Here is a 16132-nt window from a genome sequence, read left to right as displayed (position 1 = left end):
GACTTGCATGTGTAAAGCATGCCGCCAGCGTTCAATCTGAGCCAGGATCAAACTCTTCAGTTCAATCTTTGCAAAACTGGCTGACGCAATTCTCAAAAGAACTTCTGAAAGTTCTTCCTTGACTGTGTAAGCCTTGCTTTTCAGCAAGCGCCTACACTTATCGGTTGTCTGTTTTGTTAAAGAGCGTTTTTCCGAACTGAATCAGCAACTTGCTGCTTCGTTCGGCGCTGCGTCGTGCAGCGAGGAAGCGAACTATACGTCCGCCCCTCCCTTCCGTCAACACCTCTTCGCACTTTTCCTGTCACAAAAAGGTCAAACTACTGTTCGTAAAGGATATTTACTTTGCCGTCTCCGGCACCAGGATCGTGTCGACCGCATCAGCCAGCGTATCCGGATAGTCGCGACTGTAGTGCAGGCCCCGGCTTTCATGCCGCGCCATGGCCGAACGCACGATCAATTCGGCGGTCTGCACCAGATTGCGCAGTTCGATCAGGTCATTGGTGACGTGGAAGTTGCTGTAGTACTCGTTGATTTCGGTCTTCAGCAGTTCGATGCGGTGCAGTGCCCGCTCCAGCCGCTTGTTGGTGCGCACGATGCCGACGTAGTCCCACATCGAGCGGCGCAGTTCGTCCCAGTTGTGCGAGATGACCACGGCCTCGTCGGCATCGGTCACCCGGCTGTCGTCCCAGTCCGGGACCGCCGGCGTCTGCTGCTTGCCGGCCTTGAGGATGTGTTCCGCCGCCGCCCGCCCGATCACCATGCATTCGAGCAGCGAGTTCGACGCCAGCCGGTTGGCGCCGTGCAGCCCGGTGCAGGCGACTTCACCCACTGCATACAGGTTGTCGACGTCGGTCTTCCCGCACAGGTCGGTCTTGAGGCCGCCGCAGGTGTAGTGCGCCGCCGGCACCACCGGGATCGGTTCCTTGCAGATGTCGATACCCAGCGCCAGGCAGGTGGCATGGATGTTCGGGAAATGTTCGCGCACGAAGCTTTCCGGCTTGTACGAGATATCAAGGTATACGCAGTCGAGGCCATGACGCTTCATCTCGAAGTCGATGGCCCGGGCCACGATGTCGCGCGGGGCGAGTTCCGCCCGCGGATCATGGTTGGGCATGAAGCGGGTGCCGTCCGGCAGGCGCAGGATGCCGCCTTCGCCGCGCACGGCTTCGGAGATCAGGAACGACTTGGCATGCGGGTGATACAGGCAGGTCGGGTGGAACTGGATGAACTCCATGTTCGCCACCCGGCAGCCGGCGCGCCAGCCCATGGCGATGCCATCGCCGGTCGCGGTGTCCGGATTGGTCGTATACAGATAGACCTTGCCGGCGCCGCCGGAGGCCAGGATGGTGTGCTGTGCGGTGACGGTGTGGACTTCGTCGAGTTCAATGTCGAGCACATAGGCGCCGAAACAGCGCTTGCCTTCCAGCCCAAGCTTCTGCGCAGTGATCAGGTCGATGCAGATGTGCTGTTCCAGCAGGGTGATGTTCGGATGGGCGCGGATCTTCTGCCCCAGCGTCGAGGTGACCGCGCTGCCGGTCGCATCGGCGGCATGGATGATGCGGCGATGGCTGTGTCCGCCCTCGCGGGTCAGGTGAAAGCCGCGGTAGCTGTTTTCCTCGCCGTCGTCGGGAGAAAACGGCACGCCGAGCGAGATCAGCCAGTCGATGGCCTGGCGCGAGTTCTCGACGATAAAGCGTGTCGCCGGTTCGTTGCACAGCCCGCCGCCGGCCACCAGCGTGTCCTGGATATGCGCCTCGACCGAGTCGCCGGCATCGAGCACGGCGGCGATGCCGCCCTGTGCATAACTCGAACTGGCCTCGAGCAGTTCCTTCTTGGTGATCAGCCCGACCTTTTTCTTCTCGGCCAGATGCAGCGCCAGCGTCATGCCCGCCAGTCCGCTGCCCACGATCAATACGTCGAACGTCATCATCCCGTGTTGCCTGCGCAGTTTGCAATGCAGCGCAGCATAGCAAAAGCGGAACGGGAAAAGCTTATGCCGATTGCCTGAGCCGGCAAGCAGTAGTGCATGCGACCGCTTGCCGGCACCACAGGACGGTTGCCCTTACTTGCGGGTCTTGATTTCCTGCCAGTAGCGGGTAATCAGGCGCTGGGATTTCGGATCGAGCGGCATCTGCACATAGCCGGCGTTGACGGTCGCCGCCGACGGGTAGATCGACGGGTCACTGGTCAGGCTCTTGTCCAGCAGCGGCCTGGCCGCCTGGTTGCCGTTGGCGTAGGTGACCTTGGTCGAGATCGCCGCGATGATCTCCGGCCGCATGATGAAGTTCAGGAACTTGTGCGCGTTGTCGGGGTGTCTGGCGTCTTTCGGAATCACCATGCTGTCGAACCACAGTTCCACGCCTTCCTTCGGCACCAGCGGCTTGATGTCGACACCGTTTTTGGTTTCGATCGCACGCCGCCTGGCAATGTTCAGGTCGCCGCCATAGCCGAACACCAGGCACAGCTCGCCATTGGCCAGTTCATTGATATAGCCGGACGACGAGAAGCGGGTGATATGCGGGCGGATGGATTTCAGCAGGTCGGCGGCGGCCTTCAGGTCGGCGGGATCGGTCGAGTTCGGGTTTTTGCCCAGGTAGTGCAGCGCAGTCGGAAAGACTTCTGACGGCGAGTCGAGCACCGACACCCCGCACGATTTCAGCTTCGATACATATTCGGGCTTGAACAGCAGATCGAACTGGCGCTCCGGCAGTTTGCCGCCCAGCGCCTGGTTGACCTTCTTCACATTGATGCCGACCGTGTTCATCCCCCACAGGTAAGGAATCGCATAGGCATTGCCGGGATCGAACTTGGTAGTGGTCTTCAGTACCTGCGGGTCGAGGTTCTTGTAGTTGGACAGCTTCGCCTTGTCGAGCTTCTGATAGATGCCGGACTGGATCTGCCGGGCCAGGAAGGCATTGGTCGGCACCACGATGTCGTAGCCGGATTTGCCCGACAGCAGCTTGGCCTGCAGGATCTCGTTGCTGTCGTAGACGTCGTAGCGCACCTTGATGCCGGTTTCCTTCTCGAACCGGGCCACGGTGTCGTCGGCGATATAGTCCGACCAGTTGTAGATATTGAGGACTTTCTCCTCGGCGGCGGACACGAACGGCGATACGGCGAGCAAGGTCAGCAAAAGTGTTTTCTTCAGCATGATGCGGGCTTCTCCTCGTTATGAACGGACCGCACCATGCGGAGGGCATGACGCGGGTGCTGCCAATACCGAAACATCACCGACTGCGGGCACTCGGCATCCTGCCCGGCAAACAAGCAAAACCCTTGCCCGCCATGGCAGTGCTCAGGACCGCGGGGAAAACCGGCTACACATGCAGCAGCAGATGGCGGCGCTCCCAGGGACTGATCACGCGCGCATACTCTTCATATTCGGCTTCCTTGACTGAACAATAGGCACGCACGAAGCGCTCGCCCAGCACTTCGGCCAGCGGGGCGCAGCCGCGCAGCCACTCGATGGCATCGTCCAGATGCCGTGGCAGTTCGTACGGCATGCCATAGGCGCTGGTCGCCAGTGGCGGCGTCGGCGTGCGTTCCTCGATCATGCCGAGGTAGCCGGCGGCCAGCGAGGCGGCAATCGCGATATACGGATTGCAGTCGACGCCGGGCAGCCGGTTCTCCACCCGCCGGGCCGCCGGGCCGGAATGCGGCACCCGCAGCCCGCAGGTCCGGTTGTCATAACCCCAGCGCACATTGATCGGCGCCGCACTGAAACGGGTCAGCCGGCGGTACGAGTTCACATACGGGGCGAAGAACGGCATCGATTTCGGCAGGTAGTGCTGCTGACCGCCGAGGAAATGCAGGAACAGCGCGGATGGCTCCCCATCCGGACGCGAAAACAGATTGCCGCCACCATCGACGCCGACCACGCTCTGGTGCAGGTGCATGGCGCTGCCCGGCTCGCCCTCCATCGGCTTGGCCATGAAGGTCGCGTACATCGAGTGGCGGATGGCAACCTCGCGCACGATGCGCTTGAACAGGAACACCTGGTCGGCCAGCGCCAGCGGGTCGCCATGGCTGAAGTTGATCTCCATCTGCGCCACGCCGACCTCGTGGATCAGGGTCTCGATCTTCAGTTCCTGGGTTTCACAGTAGGCATAGATATCCTCGAACACCGGATCGAACTCGTTGACCGCATCGACGCTGTACGCCTGGCGCCCGGTTTCCGAGCGCCCGGTGCGGCCGACCGGCGGCTCCAGCGGCAGGTCCGGGTCGGGATTGGTCGTGACCAGGTAGAACTCCATTTCCGGCGCCACCACTGGCTCCCAGCCCCGGGCGCGATACAGCGACAGCACCCGGCGCAGCACGTTGCGCGGCGACAGGTCGACCGGCGTACCGTCGAACTTGTAGCAGTCATGGATCAGCACCGCGGTCGGCTCCAGCGCCCACGGCACCAGCCGCGCGGTGGACGGGTCCGGCATCAGCACCATGTCCGGATCGACCGGGGCCACATAGTCCTCATCATCGTCCGGGTAGTTGCCGGTCACGGTCTGCAGCAGCACGACCTCCGGCAGCCGCAACCCTTCGACGTCGTCGTATTTGTCGCGCGGCACGATTTTGCCGCGTGCGATGCCGGTCATGTCCGGCACGATGCATTCCACTTCGGTCACGCGCTGGCGATCAAGCCAGCCGCTCAGGGATTCCTGATTCATGATCAACACTCCGGGCCGCCGACGCGCGACCGGGACGCGCAGGGGCGCACCGGGTCGACGCAGGGGTCGGCAACCGCGTTGGCTGCCCGCACCGGCGCACGCGCCAGCGGACGGCGGCTTGCGGCCGCGGTCCATGCGGGACTTCAATATCGGATGGGGGGTAGCCGGACGGGCCGGCGATGGCGGTCAGGCCGCCGGGGACAGGCAGTCGCCGTGGGTGTCGAATGGCTGGACAAATACGCCGAGTGCGATGCGGGCGCGGCAGACGCCGGCATTGTGCGGCGACACGCGTCTCACCCCGGCATCGAAATCGGCCAGCGGGTTGTTGAACGTGTAGGCGGCCAGCGGGGCAAAACGCATCGGGTCGGCACTCATCAGGTGTGACCGGCCACGGCTGGCCGGCCGGGTTGCCGACAGCGCGAACGGCACAGGCCGCCCGCGTGCATTTCATCAGCAACGCAGTGAGTTCACTTTACGCCGGGGTCATCGGCGGCGGCAAGGACTATCCGCCGCCTCCGGTACGCTAGTGCAGCAGGTCGCGCGGCGGGACCATGCTGATTTCGAACTGCTGCAGCAGCTCGGACAACTGTACCAGTGCCGCGTCGCGATCCGGTGCCAGATCCGGACTGATCAGCCAGGCAAAACTGGTCAGGCTTTCCCCGTCCCGGGTGTGCAGCAGCGACAACCACCAGGCACTGGCCTGCGGCCGGTACTCGACCTCGGCACGCACGGCGTTCAGGCCGATGCTCTTTTCCAGGTAGGACAGGCAGAACATCAGCCGCTTCACATTGTATTCCTGGGTACCGGTGGCAAAACTCTGCCACAGCGGCTCGGGCTGGAAGATGGTCGCTTCGCCGTAGTCGATCTCGGCGTTCATCGACTGCTCGATCACCGGCATCATCGCATCGAGCAGCAGTTGCGGATCGGCATGCTCTCCCTGCAGCGTGCCGCGCTCGACCGCAAACACGATCCAGTTCAGCGTCAGCCGTGGCAGGTAATTCTGCCGTTCCTCTTCGTAGCGGCGACGCATGGCATCAACCTCTTCCGGCACGAACACTTCACCGGCATCGAGCGCGTCGGCAACGTGGATCAGTGTCTGGCAGGCCGAGTCGCGCAGCATCCCGTGGGTGAACAGCGCCGGCGAGACGTGCAGCTGCACCTTCGGCGCCAGGTGGTAGTGCTCGCGCAGCACCGCCTCCAGTCCGTCCAGGCCGGGGAAATACCAGCCCTCGCCGGCATGCTCGACGGTGTACATCAGCGGCACCGCCCACAGCTCGTAGGGCTTGAAGCTGCCGTCCGGCCGCGCCACGTCGGGGAAGGCAATCAGTTCGCGCGCGCGCGACAGCAGCGTATTGCGCGCCTGCGGCTCCTCGACCAGCGCCAGTTGCGCCTCGGTGAAGATGCGCGGGTCGTTGCTGTTCAGTGCGGCCTGGGTCTGCACTGCCAGCTGGATGCCGGCGGCCGGGTCGCTGTCGGCACCGCGCGCGGCGGCGGCCAGACTGGCGGCGCGTTCGGCGACACTGGCGCTCTCGTCGGTCTCGCGCTTCATGACCCGCAGCCGGCGGATCGGCTCGGCCTCGCGCTTCTTGTAGGCCTCGTCGATGGCCCAGTAGCAGGCAATGGCGTCGTCACAGATCTTCTGCAGCACCCCGGCGGTCGGCTCGCCATTGCCGTAGAAATTGAAGTCGGTCAGCGTCACGCCGTCATTACAGGCGTAATAGCTGACGTTTTCCGCCTCGTCATACAGCATGGCCGAGCAGAAACCTTCGGCGTCCGAGCCCTTGAATTCGAGATCCTGGACCACGATGCGGCAGACAAAGGTCGGCTCTTCGGTATGGACCAGGTATTCATGTTCTTCGAGACCTTCCGCGTCAACGGCATCACCGAAGATGAACCGGTTCGGCAGGAAGGGATCGCCAGGCAGGGTGGAAGAAGCTTTGATGGTTCGCATGGGCACCCTCAGAACGTCAGGATCTGGTCGGCCGTGCGCATCCAGCCCGCCACGTCGGCCAGCGTGCCGATGGCCGCGCCAGGAACGAAGCCGGCATCGAGCAGGCCGCGGGCGGCCAGGCAGGTCCGGCACAGCCGGATCTCGGCGCCGCCGCGCGCCAGTTCCGCCAGCATGTCGCCGAGGTTCTGGGTCGAACCGCCGGTGTCCTGCCCGGCCAGCGCCGCCACCACGGCATCCGACATCAGGAACAGACGCAGGGAAACCGGCTCCGCCTCCGGATCAGTCAGCGCGGCGGCAAGGCGCAGGGCAGACAGGGCGGCTTCATGACCGTAGGGGCTGGCATTGAGGATGAACAGAAAGGATTTCATGACGATACGGCGTGTCGGCCGGCCTGACGGAAAGCGAAGATGAACGAATTATACCGTTACCGCTCAGGCCCGGCCGTTTGCCGGCACATATAAGAAAGCAGCCGTCGGCGCGCACGGCTCTCCCGCACCGGGCGGCACACGGTTAGAATGCGAACCATTATCAGTTCAGTATCCTGCCCCATGCCTCCCGCCCCTCGCCCTGGCTCCATCCCGCGTGACATCGCCGCCGTCGCCGACTACGAACCGTTCGCCCGCCGCTGCCTGGATGACAATGCCTGGGCCTATCTGGCCGGCGGTGCCGCCGACGAGCATACGCTGCGCTGGAACCGCGCAGCCTTCGATGCCATCCGCCTGCAGGGCAGCGTGCTGGCCGATGTCAGCGGCGGACACACCCGGCTGACCCTGTTCGGTCACGACTACGCGCACCCGGTGTTTCTGGCGCCGGTCGCCCATCAGCGCCTGTTCCACCCCGATGGCGAACTGGCAACGGCGCAGGCGGCCGAGGCGATGGAGGCGGCGATGCTGGTCAGCACGCTGGCCAGCACCCGGCTGGAAGACATTGCCCGGGCCGGCCGGGCGCCGCTGTGGTTCCAGCTCTATGTGCAGCCGGATCGCGGCTTTACCCGCACTCTGGTCGAACGGGCCGAGGCCGCCGGCTGCCGCGCGCTGGTGGTCACGGTCGACGCCCCGGTCTGGGGCCTGCGCAATCGTGAGCAGCGCGCCGGCTTTCAGCTGCCGCCGGGGGTGGAACCGGTCAACCTGCGCGGCATGTCCATGCCGGGCACGCCGCAGCTGGCGCCCGGTCAGAGCATGGTGTTTGACGGCCTGATGGCTCATGCCCCGACCTGGCGCGATATCGAAGCCCTGCGCGGGCTGACCCGCCTGCCGCTGATCCTGAAAGGCATCTGCTCGGCACGGGACGCGCAGCAGGCGGCGCGCCTCGGCATTGATGGCGTGATCGTGTCCAATCATGGCGGGCGAACGCTGGATACCCTGCCTGCCAGCATCGACGCGCTGCCGGTCATTGCCGACGCGGTCGGTCCCTCGCTGCCGCTGCTGCTCGATGGCGGTATCCGCCGTGGCAGCGACATCGTCAAGGCGCTGGCGCTCGGCGCCCGCGCGGTGCTGATCGGCCGTCCTTATCTGCATGGACTGGCCACGGCCGGGGCGCTCGGCGCCGCCCATGTGATCAAGCTGCTGCGCGAGGAACTCGAAGTGACCATGGCGCTGTGCGGCTGCGCACGGCTGCAGGATATCGACCGTCGCATTTTGTTCACACCGCTGCCAGGCAGGACCAGCGAGCCGGAAAAGCGCTGAAATACAGTCTTTTACCGTTTCTGATACAGAAAATTCTCGTTTCATGACGGTTAATTCTGAGCAAGGTCAATAACACTTGGATTGACCCTTGAAAATAGGAAGCATTATCATTCCACATTCTGAAGCCGATCTTGTAACGAAGCCCTCAAGCAAGCCACCACCGCCCGCCTTTGCGGCGCCCAGGAAGCCAGCCAGAAGATTCTTACAACAACTAAAGCGGCGAAGCCCCGCCCCCGGTCCAGACCGCGTTTTCATGACATGAGCACGACGATCCGGGCCGGCGGACAGCGCTTACGCCGCTATTCCCCGCATGGAGCTCCTGGATGTCGTATATCAAAAGCCGCAAGCACGCGCCTTGTCACCCGCCGCGCCTGAACCGCACCGTCGCGCTGACGGCACTGGCCATCACCCTGCCGGCGACCGCACTGGCGGACGAACCGAAACAACTGCAGGCCGTCGACGTGTCAGCGCCGGCCATCAATCCGGACAGCTATACGGCCGAGCGCGCCGCCTCGACCAAATACACCGCACCACTGGTCGACACGCCGAAGTCGGTAACCGTGATCACCCGGGAAGTGCTCCGCGAAACCAATGCCACCAGCCTGCAGGATGCACTGCGCAGCACGCCGGGCATCACCTTCGGCATGGGGGAAGGCGGCAACCCGGCCGGCGACCGTCCGTTCATCCGTGGCTTCGATTCGCAAGGCAATCTGTTTATCGACGGTCTGCGCGACCCGGGTTCGCAATCGCGTGACATGTTCAACGTCGAGCAGGTCGACGTGATCAAGGGGCCTGACTCGGCCTTCAGCGGCGGCGGCGCGGTCGGCGGCAGCATCAACCTGACCACCAAGCAGGCCCGCCTCGGTGATTTCGGCGAGGTCGATGTCGGCTTCGGCACCGACAAGTACATGCGCGCCACCGTCGACCTGAATCGCCAGCTCGGCGAGACGTCGGCCCTGCGCCTGAACCTGCTTGGCTTCAGGAGCGATGTACCGGGCCGCGACGAGGTCGATCTCAATCACTGGGGCGTGGCGCCGTCGCTGGCCCTGGGCCTGGGCACGCCGACCCGGGTGAATCTGGACTATTACCACTTCCAGACCGACGACATGCCCGACTACGGCATTCCGTACAACAATCCGATCTCGCCGTACCTCACCGTAACCAGCCCCACGGCACCGACCGGCAAGCCGACCGCGAACCCGGCTGCGTCGCAGAACGGCGATGGCGGTCCGCTCGGTGTGGACCGCAACAATTTCTATGGCCTGGTCGATCGCGATTTCCGCAAGACCCGGGTCGACAGCGGCACGGTCAGGATCGAGCATGACCTGAACGACCAGTTCACCCTGCGCAATGCGACGCGCTACACCCGCTCGCTGAACGACTATGTGGTCACCAATCCGGGCGACTCCAGCGCGAATATCGTCAATGGCAGCCCGGCCATGCCGCGCAGCTCGAAAAACCGCCATTCGAGCAGCGAAGTCATCATCAACGCGACCGAGCTGACCGGCCATTTCCTGACCGGCGCCATCAAGCACACCATCGCTACCGGTTTTGAAATCAGCCGTACCGAAGTCGACAATCGCGGCTACACCGTCACCGGCACCTCGAACGCCAATATCCAGAACCCGAACCCGCACGACCCGTGGACCGGCTCGGTGGTCCGCGCGACCGCCGGCACCAAAACCACGACCAACACCCAGGGCCTGTATGCGTTCGACACGCTGACGCTGAATCCGCAATGGCTGCTGAACCTTGGCCTGCGCTATGACCGCTTCGATACCGAGCAGCGTGCGTACACCACCAACGGCACGGCACCGAATGCGGCCAGCAATCTCAGCAGCGACAGCACCTTCTGGAGCTACCAGGCCGGCATCGTGTTCAAGCCGCTCGAAAACGGCAGCATCTACCTGAACTATTCGACCGCCGCCAACCCGCCGGGTATTGCCGCCGGTGACGGCGCCGACTCGATCTCGGCCACCAACAAGGACCTGGAACCGGAAAAGACCCGCAGCATCGAGCTTGGCACCAAGTGGAACCTGCTCGACAACAGGCTGTCGCTGAGCGGTGCGATCTTCAACATCACCAAGACCAATGCCAAGGTCAACGTCGATGCGAACACCATGGCCACGGTCGGCAAGCAGGAGATCAACGGCTTCGAGCTCGGCATCGCCGGCGTGCTGACGCCGAAATGGCAGGTGTTCGGCGGCTACACCTATCTGGACAGCGAACTGAAGGAAACCGGCGGCTCGTACTGGAGCACCCGCAACGGCACCAGCTGGAGCTACAACAACAACGCGGCCAACAAGGGCAACCAGTTCCCGAATACGCCGAAGAACAGCTTCAGCCTGTGGACAACTTACAAGTTCCTGCCGCAACTGACTGTCGGCGGTGGCGCGTACTACATGTCCAGGGTCTACGGCGATCCGGCCAATACCAAGTGGGTGCCGTCGTACTGGCGCTTTGATGCCATGGCCAGCTACGACATCACCAGGAATGTCAGCGTCCGCCTGAACGTGACCAATCTGTTCGACAAGACCTACTACGACAAGGCCTACGTAACCCACATGGTGTCGGTGGCACCGGGACGTCAGGCGGTGCTGAGCGCCAACGTCAAGTTCTGAGTCTGCAGTCCCCCTCCCCGTCCGGTGCCTTCCGCACCGGGCGGTTTTTGCCATTCAGGAGATCCGCATCATGATGCTGCACGTACCGGAAGTGCTGAGCCGCGAACAGGTGGCCGAATGCCGCCGCATCCTGGCCAGTGCCGAATGGGTCGACGGCCAGGCAACCGCCGGCATTCAGGCATCGCAGAGCAAACGCAATCTGCAACTGCCGGAGAACTCGCCGGTCATCGAGGGGCTGCGCGAAGTCGTGACCGACGCGCTGACCCGCCATCCGCTGTTTTTCTCGGCCGCGCTGCCGCACCGCATCCTGCCGCCGTACTTCAATCTGTACCAGGGCGGCGGCCAGTACGGCAATCACGTCGACAACGCCATCCGCCGCGTGCGCGGCCAGGGCCCGGCGCTGCGCACCGACGTATCGACCACGCTGTTCCTGTCCGACCCGGACGAGTACGAGGGCGGCGAACTGGTGGTCGAGGACGCCTATGGCGAGCACCAGGCCAGGCTGCCGGCCGGTGATGCCATCGTCTATCCGTCCACCAGCCTGCACCGGGTTGAACCGGTCACGCGCGGCAGCCGGGTCTGTGCGTTCCTGTGGACGCAAAGCATGATCCGCGACGACTGGCGCCGCACCATGATGTTCGATCTGGACCTGACCATCCAGCGCCTGCGCGAACAGGTTGGCGACAGTACCGAAGTGCTGTCGCTGACCAGTCACTATCACAATCTGCTGCGCCAATGGGCCGAGATCTGACGGTCCCGCGGAGACTCCCTTGTTGAAAAAAGTCTGGTTCCAGCTGCACTGGCTGTTCGGCATCACTGCCGGGCTGGTGCTGGCAGTCGTCGGTCTGACCGGCGCCCTGCTGTCATTCGAGGACGAAATCGTCTCGCTGCTCAATCGCGGCAATATCGTGCCGCCGCCTGCTGCCGTCCGGCTCGCCCCCGATGCGCTGGCCGCGCGCGTGGCCGGGCCCGGCAAGCGCATTGCGTTCATCATGCTGCCGGCCGATGCCGACCGGCCGGCGCGAATCGCGTTTGCCGGCCCCGGTGGCAAGCGTGGCGAAACCCTGTATCTGAACCCCTACAGCGGCGAACGGATGGCGACGCCGACCGGCGCCGATGCGATGAAGCTGATTCGCGAACTGCACCGCTTCCTGCTGGCCGGTCCGACCGGCAAATCCATTGTCGGCGCCTCGACCCTGGCGCTGCTGTTCCTGTGCCTGAGCGGGCTGTATCTGCGCTGGCCACGGCTGATGCGGCAATGGCGCAACTGGCTGGCCTTCAAACCGGCCCTGAAAGGCCGTGCCTTCCTGTGGAATCTGCATGCCACCGCCGGTACCTGGGTACTGGTCTGCTATCTGCTGTCGGCGCTGACCGGGCTGTTCTGGTCGTATGACTGGTACCGCGATGCGGTCAACTCGCTGGCCGGCGTCTCCCGCGATCGTGCCGGCGACGGCCCGCCGCGCGGCGAACGCGGCGACAGGCGCGCATCGCCCCGCTTCGACCTGCAGGCCCGCTGGCCGGCCATTGCCGCCGAGGTCGGCAGTTACCAGTCGATGATCCTGCGCCTGCCGAGCAAGCCGGGCCAGCCGCTGCAGGTCAGTTACCAGCGCGCCGGCGCGGCGCATGAACGCGCCTTTGATGTGCTGAAATTCGACCCGGCCAGCGGCGCCCTGCTGTCGCGGGAAAACTACGCCGACAAGCCGGCCGGCGCACAACTGGTCGCCAGCGTGCTGCCTCTGCATACCGGCGCCTACTTCGGCCTGCCAGGTCGCCTGATCCTGATGCTGTCCAGCCTGGCCATGCCGCTGTTCGCGATCACCGGCTGGATGCTGTACCTCGATCGCCGGCGCAAGAAAAAACAGGTCGCGGCAGCCGCGCGTCTGGCCGGTACACCGGCAGCGACGACTGGCGACGCGATACTGGTCTGCCATGCCAGCCAGAGCGGTCAGGCGACCGAACTGGCCTGGCAGACCGCCGCCAGCCTGCAGGCAGCCGGCCGTACCGTGTGCGTCGAGGCGCTGGGCCGCCTGCCGCCCGACGCCATCGGCCGTTATCACGATGTGCTGTTTATCGTCAGTACCTTTGGCGATGGCGAGGCGCCCGACAGCGCGCGGGCATTCCGGAAGCGGATGGCTTTGCCGGCCACGCTCGACGGCGTCCGTTTCGCCCTGCTCGCGCTTGGTGACCGCCAGTACGATGATTTCTGCGCGTTCGGGCGCCAGTTGCAAGACTGGCTGATCCGCTCCGGCGCCAGCGCCCGCTTTGCCCCGATCGAAGTCGATGCCGGTGATCCGGCCGCGCTGGCACAGTGGCAGGCCGCCCTGGCCAGCCATTACGGCGCCGGACCGGTTGCCGAAGCCGAACCGGCCGCGGCCGACTGGCGCATCGTGAGCCGCCAGCACCTGAACCCCGGCAGCCTGGGGGGTGCCACCTACCATCTGGAACTCGCGCCGCCAGCCGACCAGCGCCCGCACTGGACGTCGGGGGATCTGGTCGAAGTCACACCACGCCATGCGCAAGAGGTGGTCGATGCCTGGCTGGCCGCTGCCGGTCTCGATGCCGGCCTGACCGTGGCCGTGGAGGGCGAGTCGCGCCCGCTGGGCGAGTATCTGGCCGATGTGGTGCTGCCGGATCCGGCCAGCGTGAAGGACCGGCCGCTGGCCGGCTGGCTGTCGGGTCTGACGCCACTGCGGCCGCGCGAGTACTCGATCACCTCGCTGCCGGAAGACGGCCATGTTCATCTGCTGGTGCGCCAGGTGCAGACGGCAACCGGCGCCGGTACCGGTTCCGGCTGGCTGACCCGGCATGCGCCGCTGGGCGGCAAGGTCAGCGTGCGCGTACGCCGCAATGCCGGCTTCCACCTGCCGCCGACCGAACGGCCGCTGATCCTGATCGGCAACGGCACCGGACTGGCCAGCCTGCTCGGCCACCTGCGCGCCCGCGCGCGCCAGGGTCAGGGCCGCAACTGGCTGATCTTTGGCGAGCGCAACGCCGACCGCGATTTCTACTATAGAGACGAGCTCGAACACTGGCGCGAACAGGGCCTGCTGGAACGGCTGGATGCGGTGTTTTCGCGCGATCCGTCACCCGGCCGCTACGTGCAGGATGTACTGCGCACGACGGCGGATACCCTGCGGGAATGGCTGGATGCCGGCGCCGCCGTCTATGTATGCGGCAGCCTGAAGGGCATGGCGCCGGCCGTCGACGCCGCGCTGCGCGATCTGGTCGGCGAACAGGCACTCGACGAGATGATGGCGGAAGGCCGCTATTGTCGCGACGTGTATTGACTGCCGTTCGGGGTAGGCAGCAACGGCTTCTTTGACCTTGCTGCCCGCCCGGCAGGCATTGGCGTGAGCATGACCGTCTGCACGCGGGAAATACTGATTTTTTATCCACAGGGCAAGAGAAACGGCAGTCGACCGGAGGCGCCCTGACCAGCAATGGCAGGCTTTCTGGTCAATGGAAAAAGTTATCCACAACCGGATACGGGCGCCCGCTTACCTGACTTGTCCACAGGAGAGAAAATGCGTGCCCCCTGATCAGTCATCAAAGGCAGCGACTACGGCGTGTACGATTCTTTCCCCCAGTCCGGGTTTCTCCGTCAGGAGCGGGTAGCGCTTGCGCAACTGGTTTGAAATGCAGTTTCCGTTCTGCCGGATACTCCGGATGATTCTGTCGAGCTCGTGGTCCGGGGCTTCGAGAAACTGCTTGACCCCCTTCCTGGCATTGTCATTGGCCTGAAGGAACCTTGCCTCGGCCCGCATTTCATGTGTCAGCGTCGTGTCAATCACCTCCGCAAGGTAGATCACGTGCGCAGTCAGGTCTGGATAGCGCCAGGCTGGCAAGGCGTCGTCGTAGCCGCTGAAATGGAAGTTGTACTCGATTCCATCATCGCCAATAACGTCATTGCCAAAATGATATTGATCCGCGTAGTGCAGCATCAAGGGGCGGGAGAAGCGCTCAAGCACCTGTTCATACGCTGCCCGCGCATGAGTGCTGTTTGTGATTGTCGCCGATACCGGGAGGATGACCGGCGTCGGCAATACCCCGTCCCGCCGCAGTATGTCGTTGATCAGGAAGCGGGAAATACGGCCGTTTCCATCAACCATCGGGTGGATATAGACAAAACCGAACGAGGCCGTTGCCGCCCGCACAATGGAAGCACTTCCCCTTGTCCTGTCCAGAAAGCAGGACAGGCCCGAAAGCAGCGACCCCGTATCGCTCCAGTGCGGTGCGATGTAGTCCACTACGGGCTGATAACGTTCGGCATGTCCCACGTAGACCGGAGACTGGCGCAATCCATAGCGCAGAGCCGAGTCCCCAAGGATGCCATTCTGCAGAGTAGCCAGTGTTTCCGGTGCAAAGGGGTTGTCATGTTTGCCGCATTCATTCTCCATCACCGCAGCGAAGCGACGGATCCGGTCTTCCTTGTCCTGTTCATGTTCGATCAGAAAGCTGGCCCTGCTTTCCTTCACGGTCAGCCAGACAGTGCTGCGCATGATCAAGTCAATACCGAAAGTTGACTCCAGCTCGGTCAGTCTGGCCTGGATGTCATACTGTTCCGACTCTTTCACACGGTCTGCACGCCGGATAATCGGGCAGAAGTCCCGGTTTCCCGGCAGATTGTCATTCACGCGCCAGCGCTGGTTTCTGACCCGCGCACCCACTACATACTCTTCCGGATCCAGCGCGTCCGTGTAGTTGCCCCTGCCAACATCCGGAACATCCAGTCTGGTCGGCATCAGCCACTCATAAAAGAAGCATGCGCGACGGGCATAGGCCCCTGTTGGCTCTCTGGCAATCCACTGTTCAAGCGCTTCCCTGGCTTGTGGCAAGCGATACAAGCGCGCCAGGAACTCCAGATGCACGCCCTGATAGCGGAACGCAAAGTTCAGATGCTCACTGAAGGTATCACCAGGGCGGTAGCTTTCCGTGTAGGTCTCAACCCGGTGATCGCCATCGGTCGTGGTAGACCGGCTTCGTCCTATGCCGCTCTGCACGGCAAAGGCATGCACGGGAGACACGCCGAGTGCATTTGCCAGCCATTGATAACCGATGAGTTCCATAAATTTGATTATTGCCCATAAAAAACGATTATAAAACAGCGTTTTCTCTGAAATTTGATTACGGAACGCAAGTCTCTGCACCCTCCGTTACGGTAGCGCCCCGACACAGAACGACAAAAAGCCCACCAGCAGGCGGGCTTTTCGATGT

The 16132-nt window shown here is 63.6% G+C and carries 11 protein-coding genes and 1 rRNA gene; 4 read left to right on the top strand and 8 right to left on the bottom strand.

What is annotated here, in order from left to right; genetic code table 11:
• The 7 genes from Q352_RS0106985 to Q352_RS0106955 form a co-directional block, all read right to left on the bottom strand.
• A 16S ribosomal RNA gene (locus Q352_RS0106985) occupies positions 1-63 on the bottom strand; the annotation flags it as partial.
• 274 nt (positions 64-337) lie between these two features.
• On the bottom strand, positions 338-1930 hold the full coding sequence (gene nadB / locus Q352_RS0106980) for an L-aspartate oxidase (protein ID WP_028498729.1): 1593 nt from the start codon (positions 1928-1930) through the stop codon (positions 338-340).
• A gap of 132 nt (positions 1931-2062) precedes the next feature.
• Positions 2063-3151: a polyamine ABC transporter substrate-binding protein gene (locus Q352_RS0106975; protein ID WP_036385513.1), complete on the bottom strand. Its 1089-nt coding sequence runs from the start codon at positions 3149-3151 to the stop codon at positions 2063-2065.
• Between the two features lie 166 nt (positions 3152-3317).
• On the bottom strand, positions 3318-4661 hold the full coding sequence (locus Q352_RS0106970; RefSeq protein WP_028498727.1) for a glutamine synthetase family protein: 1344 nt from the start codon (positions 4659-4661) through the stop codon (positions 3318-3320).
• 186 nt (positions 4662-4847) lie between these two features.
• A complete protein-coding gene (locus tag Q352_RS0106965; RefSeq protein ID WP_146745005.1) occupies positions 4848-5036 on the bottom strand; it encodes a hypothetical protein in 189 nt (62 codons plus the stop codon).
• A 148-nt stretch (positions 5037-5184) separates the two neighbouring features.
• Complete coding sequence (locus Q352_RS0106960; RefSeq protein WP_028498725.1) at positions 5185-6612, bottom strand: hypothetical protein; 1428 nt, start codon at positions 6610-6612, stop codon at positions 5185-5187.
• An 8-nt stretch (positions 6613-6620) separates the two neighbouring features.
• On the bottom strand, positions 6621-6980 hold the full coding sequence (locus Q352_RS0106955; RefSeq protein ID WP_028498724.1) for a DsrE/DsrF/TusD sulfur relay family protein: 360 nt from the start codon (positions 6978-6980) through the stop codon (positions 6621-6623).
• A gap of 180 nt (positions 6981-7160) precedes the next feature.
• On the opposite strand from Q352_RS0106955, the gene Q352_RS0106950 reads away from it, so the two are divergent.
• The 4 genes from Q352_RS0106950 (at position 7161) to Q352_RS0106935 (ending at position 14205) form a co-directional block, all read left to right on the top strand.
• Positions 7161-8297 (top strand): alpha-hydroxy acid oxidase, encoded by a 1137-nt coding sequence (locus tag Q352_RS0106950; RefSeq protein WP_028498723.1) that lies wholly within the window; start codon positions 7161-7163, stop codon positions 8295-8297.
• 323 nt (positions 8298-8620) lie between these two features.
• Positions 8621-10918 (top strand): TonB-dependent receptor, encoded by a 2298-nt coding sequence (locus Q352_RS20115; protein WP_051528738.1) that lies wholly within the window; start codon positions 8621-8623, stop codon positions 10916-10918.
• Between the two features lie 70 nt (positions 10919-10988).
• Entirely contained in the window at positions 10989-11669 is a 681-nt protein-coding gene (locus Q352_RS0106940) for a Fe2+-dependent dioxygenase (protein WP_028498722.1), read from the top strand.
• Between the two features lie 22 nt (positions 11670-11691).
• The gene (locus Q352_RS0106935) at positions 11692-14205 is read left to right on the top strand and encodes a PepSY domain-containing protein (protein WP_028498721.1); all 2514 of its coding nucleotides are present in this window, start codon (positions 11692-11694) and stop codon (positions 14203-14205) included.
• Between the two features lie 252 nt (positions 14206-14457).
• Here the strand turns inward: Q352_RS0106935 and Q352_RS0106930 are convergent, their stop codons facing one another.
• Positions 14458-16065 (bottom strand): Fic family protein, encoded by a 1608-nt coding sequence (locus tag Q352_RS0106930; protein ID WP_211249605.1) that lies wholly within the window; start codon positions 16063-16065, stop codon positions 14458-14460.
• Positions 16066-16132: the final 67 nt, after the last annotated feature.

The organism is Microvirgula aerodenitrificans DSM 15089 (assembly GCF_000620105.1).
GTDB lineage: Bacteria > Pseudomonadota > Gammaproteobacteria > Burkholderiales > Aquaspirillaceae > Microvirgula > Microvirgula aerodenitrificans.
The sequence above is the reverse complement of the archived record's forward strand: the minus strand, read 5'-3'. Positions and strand labels throughout refer to the sequence as shown.